Annotated in this window: 22 protein-coding genes; 18 read left to right on the top strand and 4 right to left on the bottom strand. The window is 43.6% G+C overall.

The features are described from left to right. Nucleotides 1-11: 11 nt before the first annotated feature. The gene (locus ACHBHN_RS00755; protein ID WP_394733448.1) at nt 12-911 is read right to left on the bottom strand and encodes a cation transporter; all 900 of its coding nucleotides are present in this window, start codon (nt 909-911) and stop codon (nt 12-14) included. Between the two features lie 118 nt (nt 912-1,029). After that, complete coding sequence (locus ACHBHN_RS00750) at nt 1,030-1,857, bottom strand: exodeoxyribonuclease III (RefSeq protein WP_394733447.1); 828 nt, start codon at nt 1,855-1,857, stop codon at nt 1,030-1,032. A 151-nt stretch (nt 1,858-2,008) separates the two neighbouring features. On the opposite strand from ACHBHN_RS00750, the gene ACHBHN_RS00745 reads away from it, so the two are divergent. From ACHBHN_RS00745 to ACHBHN_RS00660, 18 genes are all read left to right on the top strand, one after another. Then, nucleotides 2,009-3,670: a hypothetical protein gene (locus ACHBHN_RS00745; protein ID WP_394733446.1), complete on the top strand. Its 1,662-nt coding sequence runs from the start codon at nt 2,009-2,011 to the stop codon at nt 3,668-3,670. A 19-nt stretch (nt 3,671-3,689) separates the two neighbouring features. Further along, entirely contained in the window at nt 3,690-4,820 is a 1,131-nt protein-coding gene (locus tag ACHBHN_RS00740) for a glycerate kinase (RefSeq protein WP_394733445.1), read from the top strand. 65 nt (nt 4,821-4,885) lie between these two features. Beyond that, nucleotides 4,886-5,605 (top strand): O-methyltransferase, encoded by a 720-nt coding sequence (locus tag ACHBHN_RS00735; RefSeq protein ID WP_257104426.1) that lies wholly within the window; start codon nt 4,886-4,888, stop codon nt 5,603-5,605. Between the two features lie 63 nt (nt 5,606-5,668). Continuing rightward, nucleotides 5,669-6,658 (top strand): peptidylprolyl isomerase PrsA, encoded by a 990-nt coding sequence (gene prsA, locus ACHBHN_RS00730; protein ID WP_394733444.1) that lies wholly within the window; start codon nt 5,669-5,671, stop codon nt 6,656-6,658. A 261-nt stretch (nt 6,659-6,919) separates the two neighbouring features. Further along, nucleotides 6,920-7,405, top strand: coding sequence for an LURP-one-related/scramblase family protein (locus ACHBHN_RS00725; RefSeq protein WP_105122175.1), 486 nt, complete (start codon nt 6,920-6,922; stop codon nt 7,403-7,405). A 161-nt stretch (nt 7,406-7,566) separates the two neighbouring features. Next, on the top strand, nt 7,567-10,185 hold the full coding sequence (gene alaS / locus ACHBHN_RS00720) for an alanine--tRNA ligase (protein WP_394733443.1): 2,619 nt from the start codon (nt 7,567-7,569) through the stop codon (nt 10,183-10,185). A 72-nt stretch (nt 10,186-10,257) separates the two neighbouring features. Continuing rightward, a complete protein-coding gene (locus ACHBHN_RS00715; RefSeq protein ID WP_394733442.1) occupies nt 10,258-11,160 on the top strand; it encodes a carbohydrate kinase family protein in 903 nt (300 codons plus the stop codon). Nucleotides 11,161-11,358: 198 nt separating this feature from the next. Then, nucleotides 11,359-11,568, top strand: a complete 210-nt coding sequence (locus ACHBHN_RS00710; RefSeq protein WP_105122177.1) for a hypothetical protein — start codon at nt 11,359-11,361, stop codon at nt 11,566-11,568. A 252-nt stretch (nt 11,569-11,820) separates the two neighbouring features. Beyond that, nucleotides 11,821-12,045 carry a hypothetical protein gene (locus tag ACHBHN_RS00705; protein WP_105122178.1) on the top strand — a complete coding sequence of 75 codons (225 nt, stop codon included), beginning with the start codon at nt 11,821-11,823 and terminating at the stop codon, nt 12,043-12,045. Continuing rightward, nucleotides 12,029-12,232: a hypothetical protein gene (locus tag ACHBHN_RS00700; protein WP_105122179.1), complete on the top strand. Its 204-nt coding sequence runs from the start codon at nt 12,029-12,031 to the stop codon at nt 12,230-12,232. Before ACHBHN_RS00705 ends, ACHBHN_RS00700 begins: the two co-directional genes overlap by 17 nt. A gap of 152 nt (nt 12,233-12,384) precedes the next feature. Next, on the top strand, nt 12,385-12,951 hold the full coding sequence (locus tag ACHBHN_RS00695; RefSeq protein ID WP_248055100.1) for a DUF3267 domain-containing protein: 567 nt from the start codon (nt 12,385-12,387) through the stop codon (nt 12,949-12,951). Nucleotides 12,952-12,963: 12 nt separating this feature from the next. Next, the gene (locus ACHBHN_RS00690) at nt 12,964-13,179 is read left to right on the top strand and encodes a helix-turn-helix transcriptional regulator (RefSeq protein WP_009910096.1); all 216 of its coding nucleotides are present in this window, start codon (nt 12,964-12,966) and stop codon (nt 13,177-13,179) included. Then, nucleotides 13,176-13,934: a DUF3169 family protein gene (locus ACHBHN_RS00685; RefSeq protein ID WP_394733441.1), complete on the top strand. Its 759-nt coding sequence runs from the start codon at nt 13,176-13,178 to the stop codon at nt 13,932-13,934. Before ACHBHN_RS00690 ends, ACHBHN_RS00685 begins: the two co-directional genes overlap by 4 nt. Nucleotides 13,935-13,964: 30 nt before the next feature. Next, nucleotides 13,965-14,474 (top strand): DUF3278 domain-containing protein, encoded by a 510-nt coding sequence (locus ACHBHN_RS00680; RefSeq protein WP_394733440.1) that lies wholly within the window; start codon nt 13,965-13,967, stop codon nt 14,472-14,474. Between the two features lie 20 nt (nt 14,475-14,494). After that, nucleotides 14,495-14,680 carry a hypothetical protein gene (locus tag ACHBHN_RS00675; protein ID WP_394733439.1) on the top strand — a complete coding sequence of 62 codons (186 nt, stop codon included), beginning with the start codon at nt 14,495-14,497 and terminating at the stop codon, nt 14,678-14,680. A 25-nt stretch (nt 14,681-14,705) separates the two neighbouring features. Next, nucleotides 14,706-15,392, top strand: a complete 687-nt coding sequence (locus ACHBHN_RS00670; protein WP_394733438.1) for a CPBP family intramembrane glutamic endopeptidase — start codon at nt 14,706-14,708, stop codon at nt 15,390-15,392. Between the two features lie 15 nt (nt 15,393-15,407). After that, complete coding sequence (locus ACHBHN_RS00665) at nt 15,408-15,725, top strand: hypothetical protein (protein WP_125265518.1); 318 nt, start codon at nt 15,408-15,410, stop codon at nt 15,723-15,725. Between the two features lie 9 nt (nt 15,726-15,734). Further along, the gene (locus tag ACHBHN_RS00660; protein ID WP_125265517.1) at nt 15,735-16,412 is read left to right on the top strand and encodes a CPBP family intramembrane glutamic endopeptidase; all 678 of its coding nucleotides are present in this window, start codon (nt 15,735-15,737) and stop codon (nt 16,410-16,412) included. A gap of 39 nt (nt 16,413-16,451) precedes the next feature. Here the strand turns inward: ACHBHN_RS00660 and nrdF are convergent, their stop codons facing one another. Then, nucleotides 16,452-17,414 (bottom strand): class 1b ribonucleoside-diphosphate reductase subunit beta, encoded by a 963-nt coding sequence (gene nrdF / locus ACHBHN_RS00655; protein WP_125265516.1) that lies wholly within the window; start codon nt 17,412-17,414, stop codon nt 16,452-16,454. A 175-nt stretch (nt 17,415-17,589) separates the two neighbouring features. Continuing rightward, the gene (gene nrdE, locus ACHBHN_RS00650; protein ID WP_105110321.1) at nt 17,590-19,749 is read right to left on the bottom strand and encodes a class 1b ribonucleoside-diphosphate reductase subunit alpha; all 2,160 of its coding nucleotides are present in this window, start codon (nt 19,747-19,749) and stop codon (nt 17,590-17,592) included. Nucleotides 19,750-19,772 lie beyond the last annotated feature (23 nt).

The raw sequence follows: 19,772 nt of genomic DNA, 5'->3' as shown, positions 1-19,772 counted from the left end.
GAGATTTTTTCTTATAAAGCATATTCAACTGAGATGTACTCATGCTGTTTTTGCAGGAGATAGAGCATCTGTGGTTTTTCAGCCAGCAATTGTTGCACTAACTGGTGTTCCACATCGTGCAGATTGATTTTTACCCGGATGTTCATACCTTGTTTGAAGATGTGAATATCTATATCTTGAGCATCTTCATCAAGATAAGAACCAAGAATTTGATAGATGGATTCATGGATTTCAGGCACATGGGTTGTTCCGTTGGCCAGTTCCTTGAAGGCAGTTAGGAGACCATTCCAAGGCTCCTTAAAGGAAATCAAGGCCAAGGCCACAGTCAGGAAAAAGTCACCGGTGTAGTGGAGAAATCCAAGCGGTCCATTGATTGGGACAAAGAATAGCAGTAGGATTGCCAAGCCAATGGCCCCTGAGATGAGCCCGTCGACCAAATTTCCTTTTGCCTCTGCCAAAATGATCGTTGACATGTGGTTGAGTTTGGCGCTCATGTGGAGATTGTAGAGATAAAGGGCAATACAGACGAAAAACATCGTAACTGAATAAGGAATAACAGGCCCTGTGGTCATCTGATTTCCAATGCCATTGACAAAATAGGCAAAGGCTGTTGCACTAGTTTCGAGGACAGCAAACAATAGTAAGAGCAGGGTCGCCAGTGATTTCATAATGGCGTAGAGAGGTTCTAAAAAGTAAAGTCCCTGCGGAAAGGTTGCTGTTTTCTTGTGGCTATTTTTTGAAATATAGAATGCGACTAGAGATGATACGAAAGCAATCAGTGAGAATACGCCATCCAGGAACAGGGCATTCATGCCAGTGATGATATAGACTGCCACTCCAGCGGTTCCGCTAAGTCCGTTGACGATAGCTGATACAGTGAGTGATTTTCGTTCGATTTTCTTGTTGTTCATGTTTCCTCCTTTAATGATATCTATATATTTATTATACCACAAAAAGTAATCGTTTTCAAATCAGATACATTTAAAAACCCAGCATTTGCCGGGTTTTAATTATCAAATAAACTAAAAATTAAATGCTTATTTCCATCACAATTGGTGTGTGGTCTTGGCGAGCACCGGAGTCAATCATAGCTGATTTGGTCACCTTGTCAGCGATACGGTCGCTAACCAACCAGTAGTCGATTCTCCAACCTGTGTTGTTGATTTTGCTGGTGCGGCTGCGTTGTGCCCACCAAGTATACGCATTGAGGACATCACCATGCAAGTGGCGGAAGGTATCCGTGAAGCCTTTGGCAAGCAGGTTGGTAAAACCTTCACGCTCTTCATCTGTAAACCCTGGTGACTGGCGGTTGCTGGCTGGGTTGGCAAGGTCGATTTCTTTGTGAGCAACGTTGTAGTCACCTGTGGCTAAGACAGGCTTTTGGCTGTCAAGCTGTGATAGGTATTCGGCATACTGGACGTCCCAGATTTGGCGGTCTGAAAGTCTCTTCAAGCCATCGCCAGCATTTGGCGTATAAACCTGGGTAACATAGAAGTCGTCAAACTCTAGCGTGATGATGCGCCCCTCAGAATCCATAGTGGTCGGAGCACCAATTTCCGGGAAGGTAATGGTTGGTGTTAGATGATTTTTATAAAGGAAGAGGGTGCCAGCGTAGCCCTTGCGTGCAGGCTCAACCGATGAACGCCATGTATTGGCATAGCCTGGGAAGTAGCCTTCGAGGATTTCCAAATGCTTTTTGGTCGGTCCCTTGTCAGACAGCTTGGTCTCCTGAATGGCGATGATGTCTGCATCCTCAGCGACTAAGGTGTCAATGACAGCGCGCGAGAGTAGGGCGCGTGGCGATTCCGCAGTCAGGGCCGCGTTTAGGGAGTCAATGTTCCATGAGATGAGTTTCATATTCTATCCTTTTCACTTTTTCTATCGCTCCATTATACCAAAATTCCCCCATTGATGCGACTGAGAAAAACTGAAATAAAATATTGTTTTCGCTTTCACAAGTGGGAAAATATGCTATAATATAACTAGAATTGATATGGAGGAGATTTCTATGAAAAGACAATTGATTGGATTAGCCTGGCTGGCTCTTGTGCTAGAAATGGCTATATACTACTGGTACAATCTACCAGCTCTCAACATTTGGAGCCTGGGTTTTTGGTTATTCTTGCTCCAATCTCTGGGGCTGATCTGGTTGATACTGGTCTTCTCGTCCGCAGGCGGTATGGTCCAGAAGGTGACAAAAATCTCTGGACGCAATCGTTCTGTTGACACCTATCAGCTCAAGCCCAACGGGCTACCTAGTTATCTCCGTTGGTTTGGTCGCCTGCTACTGGGGATTGTCCTTGTCTTAACCCTGCTTGGTGCTCTCAATACTCGCATTTTCCGTGCCAAGGACTATGCTGGTGTCATCACAGTTCAGGATGCGGATTTCAAGGCGGATTTCCCAGAGACAGATATTTCTAGACTGGCTCTCCTGGATCGGGCATCAGCTGAGAAGATTGGAGATACCTATCTAGGCACCATTGACAAGGTTTCTCAGTTCGGTATTTCGGATGATTATCGCCAGATTACCATTGGCCAGCAACCTTTTCGCGTGTCGCCTTTGGAATATAAGTCTTTTTGGAAATGGCTGAGCAACCACCAAGATGGGATTGGCTACTATGTCAAGGTTAACCAGACGACAGGAAAAGCAGAGCTTGCCAAGCTGGCACAGGCCATGCATTTCTCCGATTCAGAATATTGGTTCAATGATACCAAGCGTCATCTGCGAATTCAATATCCGACCACGATTTTTGGTAATCCCTCCTTTGAAGTTGACGACCAGGGCAACCCCTACTATATTGCTACGATCTATCAACCGAAATTCGGTCTGTCATCCAATGACCCAACAGGTGCTATCGTACTAGATGCCGTTACAGGAGAAAGCAAGCGGTATAGCTTAGCTGACATTCCAGAATGGGTAGACCGTGTCTACTCTGCCGAAAATGTCATCAGCCGTGTTGATGACCATTATACTTATCAAAATGGTTTCTGGAATACGGTCTTTAGCCAAACCGGCGTTAAAAATACGACTGACAGCTACAACTATATTTCAATCGGTTCGGATATCTATCTCTACACAGGGATTACTTCAGCTACAGCAGATTCATCTAACCTGGGCTTTATTCTAGTCAATATGCGTACCCGTGATATAACCAACTACAAGCTGGCATCAGCAACCGAGACAGCCGCCCAAGAATCGGCTGAAGGAGAAGTCCAAGAAAAAGGCTACCAAGCAACGGCACCAAGTCTGGTCAAGCTAGCCGACACCGCCTACTACCTTGTTTCTCTCAAGGACGACGCCGGTCTAGTAAAATCCTATGCCCTGGTCGATGCCGAAGATTACCAGCAGGTGACAGTTAACAATGACGTGGCAACCTTGATTTCTCAGGTATCCGGGGCAGATGCCTCTAGCTTGTCAGGTCTGGCAAGCACAGCAGATGGACAAGGGGCAGAAGAGCTCGAGACTGTCTCTGGTAAAATCGAGGCCTTGGGTAGTCAGATGATTGCTGGCTCAACGGTCTACTATATCCAGTCGGAAGGCAAGATTTATAAGGTCAAGGCGACGGAAGACAGTACAGACAAGTTACCATTTATCAAAGTCGGCGATAACTTTATCGGTCAGCTGGATAAGAAGAATTACTTGATTCAATTCCAAGTCGAAAATGAGTAGATGCTCGGAGGACAGCTAGATGCATGTTTTGATTGCGCCAGATTCTTTTAAGGAATCCTTGGCCGCTCCAGATGTGGCTAGGATTATAAAAAATGGATTTTCAAAGGTATTTCCAGAGGCCTCCTACGATTTGATGCCGCTTGGAGATGGAGGAGAGGGGACGCTGGATAGCCTGGTGCATAGTTTGGGATTAAACAGGCAATCAACCCAGGTTACCGGTCCTTTTGGGGAGAACATTCAGGTTCAATATGCAGTAAAAGGAAGTTTGGCCATGTTTGAAATGGCTGAGCTTGTGGGTCTGGCTTCTATTCCAATAGAAAGTCGGGCTCCATTACAGATTCAGACCAGAGGACTGGGGGAGCTCATTGTCCATCTGGTTGAGGCCGGTATGGAGCGAATTATGATTGGAGTGGGTGGTTCCGCTAGTCATGATGGTGGAATGGGCATGGCGGCTGGCTTGGGATTTCAATTCTTCGATAAGGATGGTCAGGAGTTGGAGCCGATAGGGGCCAATTTGGGCAAGGTGGTCAGCTATTCCAAACCCGATACAGGATTTGATAGTGCTGCCATTCAGATTGATTTAATCACTGATGTGACCAATCCCTTGTGCGGGCAGAATGGGGCGACCTATATATTTGCAGCTCAAAAAGGATTGGCACCGGAAAGGTTTGCCCAAGTTGATCAGGAGATGCACGATTTTTATCAGCTCGTTAATCCTGATTTGATTGAAAAGGAGGGAGCTGGTGCGGGCGGCGGTATGGCTGCAGGGCTCTGTGCCTTTGCCGGCGCTACAATTCATTCGGGTATTGACTTTGTGCTGGATCAGCTGGATTTTGAACAACGTGCTAGCCAGGCTAATCTGGTGATAGTTGGTGAAGGCCGTCTGGATCGACAGAGTCTTTCTGGTAAGACTCCGATTGGTGTTGCCCGCCGGGTCAAGCAGGGAGTACCTGTTGTTGCGATATGTGGTAGTCTTGCGGACGATTTGCCTGATTTTCCTTTTGAAAATATCTGCGCCGCATTTCCCATTATCTCTAAACTAGCGAGCTTAGAGGAGTCGCTGGCTTTAGCGGAAGTGAACCTGGAAAGAACAGCTGAACAAATAGCACGCATTCTGAAAATATCACAAGCATGGAAAGATGGGCTCTAGCCTGTCTTTTTCTTGTGAAATAGCTATTCTTGACCGAATTTCGGGCGTGTGATATACTTGGAAACATGGTACAATCATACTCAGAAAACGCAAACCACAATATGCGCCGGCCTGTTGTCAAGGAAGAAATTGTGGACTTTATGCGGACACGTCAGGCGCAGAATAGAGGATTTTTGAAAGAGCTCGAAGTCTTTGCTCAGAAGGAAAATATTCCGGTCATCCCACATGAGACGGTAGCCTTTTTCCGCCTGCTCTTGCAGACCCTGCAACCGCAGAATATTCTTGAAATTGGTACAGCAATCGGCTTTTCGGCCCTTTTGATGGCTGAAAATAGTCCAAATGCTCAGATTACGACTATTGATCGCAACGAGGAAATGATTGGTCTAGCCAAAGAAAATTTTGCCAAGTATGATAGTCGCAAGCAGATTTCCTTGCTGGAAGGGGAGGCCATGGAGTTACTTCCAACTCTGGTCGATGACCAGTATGACTTTGTTTTCATGGATTCTGCCAAGTCCAAATATATCGTTTTCTTGCCTGAAGTTCTGAAGAAGGTTAAGCTGGGTGGTATCATTGTCATCGATGATATTTTCCAGGGAGGCGATGTGGCTAAGGACATCATGGAAGTGCGTCGTGGTCAGCGGACCATTTACAAGGGTTTACAGAAACTCTTCAATGCGACCTTGGATAATCCAGATTTGACAGCCAGTCTTGTTTCACTCAGTGATGGGCTCCTGATGCTCCGTAAAAATTTGGAAAATGTTGAGCTGAATCTAGATGATATTTAAGAATTTTATAAGATTTTATGGTATAATGGATGGGTTAAAGAAAGAAGGAGTGTTAATTTTCGAATGAAATCAAGAAAAATTATTGCTGGTGCGGTAACATTGTTAGCAGCAGTTACCCTAGCAGCTTGTACTTCATCAACTGATAAGGATATTGTCAGCTTAAAAGGGCAAACCATTACTGTTTCGGAATTCTATGACGAAGTAAAAAACAATCCAAATGCTCAGCAGGTTCTCTTGTCTATGCTGATTACAGAAGTATTTGAAGAAAATTACGGAGACAAGGTATCAGACAAGGAAGTCACTGAGGCTTTTGATAAAATGGCAGAGCAGTATGGTGATTCATTCCAGCAGGCCCTGGCATCAGCTGGCTTGAATACAGAGAGCTATAAGCAACAAATCCGTACCAATAAATTGGTTGAGTATGCTGTTAAACAAGCAGCAGAAAAAGAGTTGACAGATGACAACTATAAGGCTGCCTATGAAAACTATACGCCAGAAGTAACGGCGCGTGTCATCCAATTGACAGACGAAGCTAAGGCGAAAGAAATCTTGGCAAAAGCCCAGGAAGACGGTGCTGATTTCGCCCAATTGGCTAAGGATAATTCAGCAGACAGCAATACTAAGGACAAGGGTGGAGAAGTCAAGTTTGACTCTACTTCAACAGAAGTGCCAAAAGAAGTTCAACAAGCAGTCTTTGCACTTGACAATGGCCAAGTTGGCGCGTCTATCGTCCCTGTGGTTGACCCGACAACTTATACAACAAGTTACTATGTTGTAAAATTGGAAAGCAAAACTGAAAAAGCAAAAGATTGGAAAGAATACAAAGACAAGTTGAAAGAAGTCATTCTTACAGCTAAGCAAAACGATGCAGCCTTCATTTCGACTGTTGTTTCAGAAGAGTTGAAAGCAGCTAACGTTAAGGTCAAAGACCCAGCCTTCCAAAACATTCTTTCTCAGTATATTCCATCTGAAGTTAATTCATCTTCAACAGACGCTTCGTCTTCGACAGATGCTTCATCAAGCTCTGAAGAAAAGAAAGATGAAAACAAATAATCTATCGAGAATGGATGGTTATCCACTCAGTTCAGAAAATTGGCGGTCGCTGCGAGCCATCTGAGTAAATCATCTTGCTACTCGTTAGCACAATTGAATAGTGAGAACCTGTATCCAGAGCTCAGTACCTTAGTACCTAAGTCGAGGTTGGCTTACCTGTGAATACAGATTCTGAATGAAGAATGACAAGTCATTGAATGAAGGTGGTACCGCGGTTTTTCGCCCTTCGTTTGGTTTCTTGTCATTTTTTTGGAGGTTATCATGAAAGAATTTCTTGTGAAACAGCGGTTCACCTTTGGTGGAGAAAAATTCGATATTCAGGATAGTCAGGGCAATCTAGCCTATCAGGTTCAGGGTTCCTTCCTGGAAATTCCCAAGCGGTTCACTATTGTAAACAGCCAAGGACAGGAAATCAGTCAGATTACCAAGAAATTTCTGACCTGGCTACCTCAATTTACCATTGACATGGCCAGCGGGCATTCCTTTTATCTGAAACAGAAATTGACTTTCTTTAGAGATAAATACTCGGTGGAAAATCTGGGGCTAGCTCTTGAGGGCAATATCTGGGATTTGGATTTTCGACTGCGGACGGCCGACGGTCAGCTGGTAGCTGAAATCTCCAAAGAACTTTTTCACCTAACTTCTCATTATTCGGTTAAAGTTTACCACGACGACTATGCTGATTTAGTTATTTCCCTAGTCATCGCCATTGACTATGTGGAGATGCTGGAATCTGCATCAAGCTAAACATCATTAAACAAACAAAAAACGAAAGGAATGGTTCAGTTAATCAGTCTAACTGAACCCGCCCGGAAGGTTCGGAAAAAAATAAACTGTCTAGGAAGTAAGGATTTCCTGCCAGTTTCCTATTTTTCAGTCGCCTTCTAATCGGGCTTGGTATCTTAATTATGAAAAATTTATCTTCTGCTCAAATTCGTCAAATGTGGTTGGATTTCTGGAAATCAAAAGGCCACTCTGTTGAGCCTTCTGCCAATCTTGTTCCAGTTAACGACCCAACTTTGCTTTGGATTAACTCTGGTGTGGCGACCCTGAAAAAATATTTCGACGGCTCTGTCATTCCTGAAAATCCACGGATTACCAACGCGCAAAAATCAATCCGTACCAATGACATTGAAAATGTTGGTAAGACCGCTCGCCACCACACCATGTTTGAAATGCTGGGCAACTTCTCTATCGGTGATTATTTCCGTGATGAGGCCATTGAGTGGGGCTATGAGCTCTTGACAAGTCCAGAATGGTTTGCCTTTCCAAAAGACAAGCTCTACATGACCTACTATCCAGATGATAAGGATTCCTACAACCGCTGGATTGCGCTTGGTGTAGACCCAAGTCACCTCATTCCACTCGAGGATAATTTCTGGGAAATCGGTGCGGGACCTTCTGGACCCGATACGGAAATTTTCTTCGACCGTGGTACAGACTTTGACCCTGAAAATATCGGCATTCGTTTGCTGGAAGAAGACATTGAAAACGACCGTTACATCGAGATTTGGAACATCGTTCTTTCACAATTCAACGCTGACCCAGCAGTTCCGCGTTCAGAGTACAAGGAATTGCCAAATAAAAACATCGATACGGGTGCAGGTTTGGAGCGTTTGGCAGCTATTTTCCAAGGGGCTAAGACTAACTTTGAAACCGACCTCTTCTTGCCAATCATTCGTGAAGTAGAAAAGATTTCTGGTAAGACTTACGATCCAGACGGCGATAACATGAGCTTCAAGGTCATCGCAGACCATATCCGTGCTTTGTCATTTGCTATCGGTGATGGTGCCCTTCCAGGAAATGAAGGTCGTGGTTATGTCCTTCGTCGTTTGCTTCGTCGTGCGGTTATGCACGGTCGCCGTTTGGGGATCACCGAGCCATTCCTGTACAAGTTGGTGGAAACGGTTGGTGCTATCATGGAAAGCTACTACCCAGAAGTGCTTGAAAAACGTGACTTTATCGAGAAAATCGTAAAACGTGAGGAAGAAACCTTTGCTCGCACCATTGACGCTGGTAGCGGTCACCTGGATGATCTTTTGGCTGACTTGAAAGCAGCTGGCAAGGACACTCTTGAAGGTAAGGACATCTTCAAACTCTACGATACCTATGGTTTCCCTGTGGAATTGACCGAGGAATTGGCTGAAGATGCAGGCTACAAGATTGACCATGAAGGCTTCAAGGCTGCCATGAAGGAACAGCAGGACCGTGCGCGTGCAGCTGTTGTCAAAGGTGGCTCAATGGGTATGCAAAATGAAACCCTGGCAGGTATTACGGAAAGCTCAACCTTTGTCTATGGTCAAAATAGCTTAGATGCCAAATTGGAAGTGATTATCTCGGACAATGAGCGGACAGAAGCTGTGTCAGAAGGTCAAGCCCTTCTTGTCTTTGACCAAACACCATTCTATGCTGAAATGGGTGGTCAGGTTGCCGACCGTGGTGTGATTAAAAATGCTTCAGGTGATGTCCTTGCAACAGTTGTGGATGTGCAGAAAGCACCGAATGGTCAGCCATTGCACACCGTAGAACTCTCAGCCAGCATTTCGCTTGGTCAAACCTACACGCTTGAAATCGACACAAACCGTCGTCGTGGCGTTGAGAAAAACCACACAGCAACTCACTTACTCCATGCTGCCCTTCACAATGTCATCGGCGAGCATGCGACCCAGGCTGGTTCCTTGAACGAGGAAGGCTTCCTCCGCTTTGACTTCACACACTTTGAAGCAGTGACAGCTGATGAACTTCGTCATATTGAAAATGAAGTCAATGAAAAAATCTGGGAAGCCTTGGATATTGTCACAGTTGAAACGGATGTTGATACGGCTAAAGAAATGGGTGCTATGGCCCTCTTTGGTGAGAAGTATGGCAAAGTGGTCCGTGTGGTTACAATCGGTGACTATTCTATCGAGCTTTGTGGTGGTACCCACGTTGGCAATACAGCTGAAATCGGCCTCTTCAAGATTGTCAAAGAAGAGGGAATCGGTTCAGGTACCCGCCGTATTTTAGCGGTGACAGGCAAGGAAGCTTTCCTAGCTCTTCGTGACCGCGAGGATGCTCTCAAAGCTGTTGCGCAGACCCTTAAAGTGCCACAAATCGACCAAGTGCCGACAAAAGTGGAGGCACTGGCTGCGGAGCTCCGCGATTTGCAAAAAGAAAACGCTAGTCTGAAAGAAAAGGCAGCGGCAGCAGCTGCTGGTGATGTCTTCAAAGACGTCAAAGAGGCAAACGGTGTCCGCTACATTGCTAGCCAGGTCCAAGTTTCAGATGCAGGTGCTCTCCGTACCTTCGCTGACAACTGGAAGCAGAAAGACTACTCTGATGTCTTGGTGTTGGTTGCGGCCATCGGCGACAAGGTCAATGTCCTTGTGGCAAGCAAGTCAGCTGATGTCCATGCAGGAAACCTCATCAAAGTCCTTGCGCCAATCGTAGCAGGTCGTGGTGGTGGTAAGCCAGACATGGCCATGGCAGGTGGTAGCGATGCGTCTAAGATTGCAGATTTGTTGAAGGCTGTCGCTGAAAATTTGTAACATTCTCAAACTCTCTTATCTCTGGATAGGGGAGTTTTTGTGCTATACTATCTCTATAGCGGAGGTTTTGCTATGGGAAAATGTTTGGTAATCGGTTCGACCGTTTGTGATGTGATGATTTATCTGGATCAGTTACCGGGGCGGCAAGGCGATGCGCATATTGACAAACAGGTCCTGTCTCTGGGCGGTTGTGCTTTCAATGTGGTCAATATCCTGCACCACATGGGTGTGGACTATGATTTCATTTCACCGGTAGGGACGGGCATTTACGGTCATTTTGTCAGGAATGAGCTGGAAAAAATTGGAATTGAACCACGGGTTTTAGTGGAAAGAGCCAACGGCTGTTGTTACTGCTTTATCGAAAGCGACGGAGAACGGACCTTTCTGTCCGACCATGGTGTGGAATACCATTTTGACCCTACTTGGCTGGACCAGTTGGATTTATCGGAGTACGACTATGTTTACGTTTGTGGTTTAGAAGTGGAGGAAGAAACAGGTCAGGCATTAGTGGACAGTTTGGAAACTATTCCTGCCCAGCTCATTTTTGCGCCGGGACCGCGAGGACATCTGATAGATAAGCAGCGCATGGAGCAAGTCTTGGATTTGTCTCCTATCCTCCATGTCAATGAGCAAGAGGCTTTGACATTATCAGGTCAAACTGACATCAGGCAGGCTGTGCAGACCTTAAATGAACGCACCGGGCAAGCGCTGGTGGTAACCAGAGGAGAGGCTGGAGCTTTGGCCTACGATGGACAATGGCATGAGCAAAGGTCTTATCCAGCGCAAGTGGTAGACGCGGTGGGAGCGGGGGATAGTCATGTTGGCGCTCTATTGGCAGGATTAGCTAGTGGAAAATCCTTGGACCAGTTGCTCGACTTTGCCAATCGTGTCGCCAGTTATATTGTGGCTAACCCCGGCGTACACCTGCCTTCATCAACCTATGAGGATTTGAGAAAGTATTTATCAGAATTATAAATTCGAGCCCATTTGGGCTTTTTTGCTTGTCTAATTGCCCATTATCAGCTACATTTTGACTATCTTCATAAACTTTTTGACAATTTTTATTATTTTTTTGACAAATATACTTGTCAAAAAGAAAAAGAAGTGTTACAATGATATCAAGATAAGAGATGAAAGCGAAATCATCATATAAAAAGAAAGTAGGAAACTATTATGAAAAAGTTAAACAATCTTCACATTGCGCGCTTCGTACAAGTACTGGCAATTGCCTATCTAGTTTTTGTCCTGCTGGCTGACATCATGAAGTGGCAGCAGTTGGATAATACTCATGTCGTTCTTGCCATTTGTGCCATCGTAGTGACAGATGAGAACTTGTGGAAACTAGCTGGCAGAAAAGAGAAAAACGGGAAAAGAATAAAGTAAGTAAAAATAAAGAAAGCGGGAAATCATCATGAGTAAAAAAATGTCACCTACAAAATCTGAAGTGAATTTCAATAATTGGACCAAACGTGAGAAAGTTCTTCTAGCTCTACTTATTATTACGTTGATTGATATTAAAGAGATCATATTTACTCTCTATCACATTGGATTGGAGTTTGGACAGGCTTTGACGGCCTGGTTCTAGGATAAGGAATTGAAAACAGAAAAGCGTATTGATTGATCTTGGAGGTCGTTATGAAAAACAATAACAATAAAAAAGGAATTTTGATTACAGGAACAAGCGTTGTGCGAGGAGTGCAGGTTCTAGTTGCACTATATTTGATTTATAGTTTAGTTAAAAACATCGTATTTGGTCGGGAGATAGATACCATGATACTCTTGATGATGATGAATTCTCTCCTTCTTTTAGATGTCACTCTCAGCAGAGAAAAGGAGAAGAAAAATGAACAAGACAGTTAAAAATGGAATGAAAGTAGTCCTACTGTTTTTCGCACTCTTCTTGATAACTATTTTGATATTTAAAATTTTTGCCTTGCTAGGATTTGACATTGGTTTGACGGAAATGAGTTATCCCTTTCCTCCTTTATTGGCGACACTGGTGTTAGCTCTGCAATTTAACAAAAAGAAAAATAGTGAAAAAAGCTAAGGAAAGACAGGAGAAACCTTATGAAACGACACATTTCATCTGATATGGCAGCAATTATGATTACAGGGGCAACTATATTCGGCTTACTGATTGGAGTTGCTCTAGGACTATATAGTTTAGTCTAGCTTGAAGGAAAATGAAGGAGAAGAAAGATGGAAGCGAAAAAGAAATTATATGAAGTCAATATCATGGAAAATAAGAAATTTGTCTGGGGATTGAATATTCTTGCGATTGTTCTAGTCTTCCCATTTGCTCTTCTATTCGGTAAGTTAGCCTTTTCCTTGCTGGCTAATGTAGATCAAAATTTGCCACTTACCTTACCAGAGTTATGGCTAGCAACAGTTCTATTTCCTGTTTTGATAGTTGTACATGAAGCTATTCATGGATTATTTTTCAAGATTTTTTGTCCTGAAAATCCTGTTAAGTTTGGTTTTAAATGGAAATCGGGTATGGCCTATGCGACCAGTCCAGGTTCGCTCTATAATCGGATGCAAATGCTAGTAATCAGCTTGGCTCCCTTTGTTGTGATTAGTTTGGGCTTGACCATGGTAGCAGTTTTTTGGAGGATGGATGTATCTCTTTATCTGATATTGGCTACTATACATGCAGCGGCTTGTGCAGGCGATTTCTACTATACCTATCTTTTATTGGTTAAGTTTGCCGAGGGAAATATAGCTGTCGAAGACACAGAAACAGGCTTGATTATCTACCAAGCCTAGAAAGGAAAACTCATGGAATATGTCTTAAAAAATCGGCTCAAGGAGTTGCGGGCACGGGATAGCCTCAACCAGACTGAGTTGGCAAAATTAGCAGAAGTATCACGGCAGACCATTAGCTTGATTGAGCGGGGAGAATACACGCCCTCGGTGGTCATTGCCATGCGTATAGCACAGATTTTTAACGAAAATGTGGAAAATGTCTTTCAATTAGTGGAGGTAGGAGAATGAAACAGGGGAAACAATTAACGACAAAACAAAGATGGGTGAGGAATCTTATCTATTTACTTTCAGGAGCTATCTTTGGAGCATTTTGTGGCTTTTTTGGAGTATTGATTTCTAAGTTTGGATTACCGTCTTTTGTTACTTTAGATAACTTCTTGTTTTGTTTGCGTATCATTACTTTTGTAATTTTTGCCGGAACCATATATTTTGGTATTAAAGCTAATCAAAAATATCATCTTTACCATTCTATTTCAGATGAGGATGAAGAACACTTTGATGAACTGTATAAAAAAATGTATCGTAACCTAGAATATGCGACCATATCATTCAATGTTGCCGTATCATTGACTCTATTAAATTTAGTTCTAGGATTTGGAGTTACCTTCTTAGAAGAGAGTGCGGTTATGTACGGGTCAATTTTTGACTTGATCTTCTTTATCGTACTTCTAATCACTCAAGTGTTTATTATTAAATTAACAGAGAAAATTCGTGATTATAAGTTGTCTGCATTTGCTACGGTAAAAGAGGTGAAGGAATTTATAGAGGCAATGGACGAAGGTGAGAAACAAGCAAACTACGAAATGAGTTTCCAAATCGTTTTTACCTTGAACCAAATTGTGTTACCAGGTTTGTATCTATTCCTATTTGTACTTAGCATGCTATTGCAGGAGCGACAAATTACAGCCTTTCTAGTTGTTGCCTTTCTTCACATTTACATCAATGTCTTGCAGGTTCGTATGGTTCGTCGTTATTTTAAATAAGAATTTTTGAAAGAGTTTTAGGTGATAGCTATGAAAAAGGAAAATCTACACATTCGAGCAATTCGATATTTCTATGATATTGTTGGTGAGTTAGACGAGGTGTCTTATGCGGCCTTGACCAATTTCGGCAACAATATGTATATGCTCTTTATAACAGTGATACTGCTGAGCTTCCTAGTTAGCTTTGCGCTGGGAGAAGATGTCATGGGAATCAGCCTCTTTTTGACACTTGTCTATTCTCAATTCAAACAGGATGCCATTATCAAACAGTTGGGTCTGGATAAATTGGTGGTTGCCAAGGCTGATGTAAAAATGGCTCGGAAGAAAATGATGAAACGAACTCTGTATCAAACCTTACAGATTGCAGTATACAGTTTGCTAGTTAGTATCTGCCTCTGGCAGTCACAAATTCCACAGGAAAGTGGAACATCTGCAGCAGAGTATTTCCAGTTTGTCACTCCCATGACAGTTGTCCTTCTGACCTTAGTAGGATTTGTTAGCTTCTACTTTGCCAATCGTAAGAAAATCACATTCATTTAATGTAAATGGAGGTATCAACAATGAAAGTCTTTAAGAAAATTTATCTTGCTTTGTTTATCGGCCTTGGTCTCTACGCAGTTGGCTATGTTTTCGGAGAATGGCTGGCTACTGGGCAGATTGATTTGTCAAATCTGAATATCCTTCTGCCGATGGTTTTGGGCTTGCCTGCTCTGCTATTGATCGAAAAAGAAAGTAATGAAAACTGACTTAGTGTATATAAAGGAGATTGCGATGAAAATTAAAGAATGGAATATGGTGAAAAATTGGCCCTATATTTTATGGTTTCTCTTGGCTTTTGCATTAAATATCGGAGCGACCTTTGTTTTAGTTCGGTTGGACAATTACCAAGGGCTCAATCTAGTCTGGGCAAGCGCTGCCTTGCTGGTAGTGACAGGTTTGGAAATCTTCTTAGCAGGTAAAGCGAAGTTACTTTCGAAATTTTGGCAGGACGGTTTTCTCAAGATGTTGGCCTATGTAGGCCTTGGATTTATTGCAGTTTTTGCTGTTAAAATCATAGCAGGCATTGTCATGCAATTGTCGGGTGAAGGGCTCAACACAGTCAATCAGCAAGCCATTGAAGATATGGGATTTCCTCCGATTATCTTGTTTTTATTGACATCTATTTTTGCTCCTATTGTCGAGGAAATCGTCTTCCGAGGCTTTATCATGGGTAAAATCTTTGGCAAGGAATCTATCTTCGGTCTCATCTTATCCAGCCTACTCTTTGGTCTCATGCACGCTCCGACAGGGCTTGGTTCTTGGATTATGTATGGGGGCATGGGGCTGGTGCTAGGTCTCATTTACCGCCTAGGCAAACGCTTGGAGTACAGCATGCTGGTGCATTTCATCAACAATATCATCGGCGGATTTTTGCTCATGCTTTTGATGCAAATGCTCATGAATGGTTCATTAGGATAAGTCGGAGGTGAAAGTATGGAGTATATTGCCCTTGCAGCGGTTGGTTTCCTGTTTGTATCCTATTTTTCCTACGATGGAAAAGTCAAGAAATTGGCCAAACAGATCAAGAAACTCAAAAAACAGATAAATGGAGGAAATGTCATGTCAAAAATGGTGGAAGAATTGGTTGGTGCTACAGTTCATGTAGTCTTTGAAGATGGGATTGGACAGGATTTTACGATTGAGGCATGCGATGAGGATTGGGTCAAGCTCAGTCAGACAGGCAAGGCCGGTAAGACCACGACTCGCTTGGTCAGACTAGATGCTATTGCTGAATTTAGAAAAGTAGATTAGGGGTTATCTATGTTAAAATTTATCAAACACTTAGGCTTAATAGTGCTTTATTTCCTAGCAAGCCAGGTCACCAGCAGCTTTATCTCGCTGGGCATCTTCAAGGACCAACTAGCAGCAGAGCTACCGGCTCCAATTGTGGAACAAGCAGTCTGGATTAGCGGCATTATCGGAATCGTGTTGACCACAATCCTCGCTGTGGTCCTCTGGAAGGTCGTCTATCCACGCAAGACCATTGCCTACACCGTCGAAAGCAGCTGGTTCCACAAGCTACACTGGCCTATTCTGGTCTACCTGGTCTATTTTGTCATTCAGTTTCTCATTCCTGTAGAGGAAAGCCAAAACCAGATGATCGTGGTGCAGTTTGTTTCTGCTTACCCCATTCTTGCCTTTTTCTCCGTAGTGGTATTTGCCCCTATCCTGGAAGAATTGATTTTCCGTGGTTTTCTGGCCACCTATTTCTTCCCGAAAATGCAGAGCATGAAAACAGTGGGGATTTACTTGATTGTGTCAGGGCTTTTGTTCAGCCTACCACACGGACCAGCAACCATTCCGCAGTTCTTGATTTACTTTACAATGGGAGTCAATCTGGGATGGATTTTCTTGCTCAAACGAGATATCCGCTATTCAATGGCGCTCCATTTTGTCAACAACCTGATTGCCTATGGCATGATATTGGGTGGGGTATAGAAAAAAAGCAGTGGTCGACTGCTTTTTTATTTATATATTTTACAAACCATAAAGGTAATCATCATCCTGCATGGCCTCTACTTCACCGAGCAGGTAGCCGTTACCAACTTGAGAGAAGAAGTCGTGGTTGGATGTACCGGTCGAAATACCGTTCATGATGATTGGATTGACATCATCCGCTGAATCTGGGAAGAGTGGGTCCTGTCCCATGTTCATGAGGGCTTTATTGGCATTGTAGCGTAGGAAGGTCAAAACTTCCTCAGTCCAACCAACGCTATCATAGAGCGAACGAGTGTAGCCTTCTTCATTTTCATAAAGCTGATAGAGCAGGTCGTACATCCAGTCACGGAGCTTATCTTGCTCCTCTTCGGTCAATTCATTGAAACCGAGCTGGAATTTATAGCCGATATAGGTACCGTGGACAGATTCGTCACGGATAATCAGTTTGATGATTTCTGCAACGTTGGCCAGCTTGTTATTTCCAAGATAGTAGAGCGGAGTGAAGAAACCAGAATAGAAAAGGAAAGTCTCTAAAAATACGCTGGCTACTTTCTTCTCGAGCGCTGTGCCATTTTCATAAATTTCGTTGATGATTTTAGCCTTGCGTTGCAGGTATTCATTGCTGTTGGTCCATTCAAAAATTTCTTCAATCTCTGACTTGGTGTTAAGAGTGGAGAAGATAGAAGAGTAGGACTTGGCGTGAACAGACTCCATGAATTGGATGTTGTTGTAAACAGCCTCTTCGTGTGGTGTCCGCACATCTTGGCGGAGGGCTTGAACACCTGTTTCAGATTGAAGGGTATCCAAGAGTGTCAGACCACCAAAGACCTTGCCAACCAGGTCTTTCTCTTCGGCAGTCAATTTGCGCCAGTCATCCAAGTCATTGGACAAAGGGATACGCGTGTCGAGCCAAAATTGCTCGGTCAATTTTTCCCAGGTCGATTTGTCAATGACATCTTCAATGGCATTCCAGTTTATGGCTTTGTAGTAGGTTTGTGACATGTTCATCTCTTTCCTTATCATAAAGTGTTGAAACTATTGTATCATATTTCTGTTAAAAAACGCCCAAAGGACGTTAGTTAACTATTTTGTGGAAGTTAGTAAGGTGGCCAGGAAATGTTCCATAGAACTTTCCGTAGTGTTGTTAGAAACGTTAGTTTCAACAACACTTGCCACGTTAAATCACACAACTTTCACATTGGTTTGATCCGATTTCTTCTCCGTCGTCGGTGAAGGTGCGGATGTAGTAGATAGACTTGATACCTTTGTTGAAGGCGTAGTTGCGCAGGATAGAGAGGTCACGGGTTGTCTGCTTGTTCTCATTTTTCCACTCGTAAAGCTCTTTTGGCAATTCGCTGCGGAGGAAGAGGGTCAGTGACAAACCTTGGTCGACGTGCTCAGTAGCAGCAGCGTAGACATCAATCACCTTGCGCATATCCATGTCGTAGGCTGATTTGTAGAACGGAATAGTTTCCGTTGCCAAGCCTGCTGCTGGATAATAGATTTTACCGATTTTCTTCTCTTGACGTTCTTCAATCCGTTGAGTAATTGGGTGGATGGAAGCAGAGACATCATTGATATAGGAAATAGAGCCGTTTGGTGCAACTGCCAAGCGGTTTTGGTGGTAAAGACCGTCTGCCATCACCTTATCACGCAGGTCAGCCCAATCTTGTCCGCTTGGAATGAAAATACCTTGGAACAATTCTTTAACACGGTCAGATTGTGGTTGGTAGTCGCCTGTCACATACTTATCGAAATAAGTGCCGTCTGCGTATTTTGAGTTTTCAAAGTTATCAAAAGTCGCCTTGCGTTCGCGTGCAATGTTGTTTGATTCTACCAAAGTCCAGTAGTTGAGGAGCATGAAGTAGATATTGGTAAATTCAACGGCTGTTTTTGAACCGTAGTCCACCAAGTTTTGCGCCAAGTAAGAATGAAGTCCCATGGCACCCAAACCAATCGAATGTGCACGCTCATTACCTGCCTCAATCGAAGGCACAGCAGAAATGTGAGAATGGTCAGTAACATAGGTCAAGGCGCGTGTCATAGCACGAACAGAACGACCAAAGTCAGGTGATTTCATGAGGTTAACAATGTTGGTTGAACCCAAGTTACATGAAACGTCAGTACCCATTGTCAAATATTCTTGCGAATCGTTGATGACGCTTGGTGTCTGGATTTGCAGGATTTCTGAGCAAAGGTTGGACATGATGATTTTACCGTCAACTGGATTGCTGCGGTTGGCCGTGTCAATGTTGATGACATACGGATAGCCTGATTCTTGTTGGAGTTTTGAAATTTCTGTCTCCAAATCGCGGGCCTTGATTTTTGTCTTACGAATGCGAGGGTTGGCCACCAACTCGTCATATTTAGCTGTAATGTCCAAATAGCTGAATGGCACGCCGTATTCTAGCTCAACAGAGTAAGGGCTGAAGAGGTACATGTCCTCATTTTTACGAGCCAATTCGTAGAACTTATCAGGAACAGTGATACCGAGAGAAAGGGTTTTTACACGAACTTTCTCATCCGCATTTTCCTTCTTAGTCGAAAGGAAAGCGATAATATCTGGGTGAAAAACATCCAAGTAAACCACACCGGCACCTTGACGCTGACCAAGCTGGTTGGAATAAGAGAAACTATCTTCAAAAAGTTTCATAACTGGAACGACACCAGATGCAGCTCCTTCATATCCCTTGATAGGAGCGCCAGCCTCACGCAGGTTGCTGAGGGAGATACCGACACCGCCACCGATACGGGATAATTGCAGAGCAGAGTTGATAGACCGACCGATAGAGTTCATGTCGTCTGTCACTTGAAGCAAGAAACAGGATACCAATTCACCACGGCGAGCACGACCAGCATTGAGGAAGGAAGGAGTTGCAGGCTGGTAACGCAGGTGGATCATCTCGTTTGCCAAATCCAGGGCCAATTCTTCGTCACCTTCCGCAAAATAGAGGGCGTTGAAGAGGACGCGGTCCTCCATGCTTTCCAGATAGTAAGCACCGTCGTTTGTCTTGAGGGCGTACTGGTTATAAAACTTGTAGGCTGCCATGAAAGACTTAAATTGGAAGTTCTGGTCTTTCAAAAATTGGTCAATTTTAATGAGAAATTCTGGGCTGTACTGCTCCAAAAATTCTTTTTCTAAATAATTTTCCTCGACAAGATAGTTGATTTTATCCAAAATACTATCGAATTGCTTGCTGTTAGGGATAACGTTTTCCTTGAAAAAGGCTTTAAGGGCCTCCTGATCCTTGTGGAGGGGGATTTGTCCATTGACAGGACGGTTGATTTCGTTATTTAAACGGAAGTAGGACACATCGCCCAAATCTTTCAAACTCATAGTCGCAATCTCTTTCTATAATA

It is taken from the genome of Streptococcus sp. A22 (genome assembly GCF_043674215.1).
Taxonomy (GTDB): domain Bacteria; phylum Bacillota; class Bacilli; order Lactobacillales; family Streptococcaceae; genus Streptococcus; species Streptococcus suis_V.
Note: the sequence above shows the minus strand (reverse complement) of the source record. Positions and strands in the feature narration are given on the sequence as shown.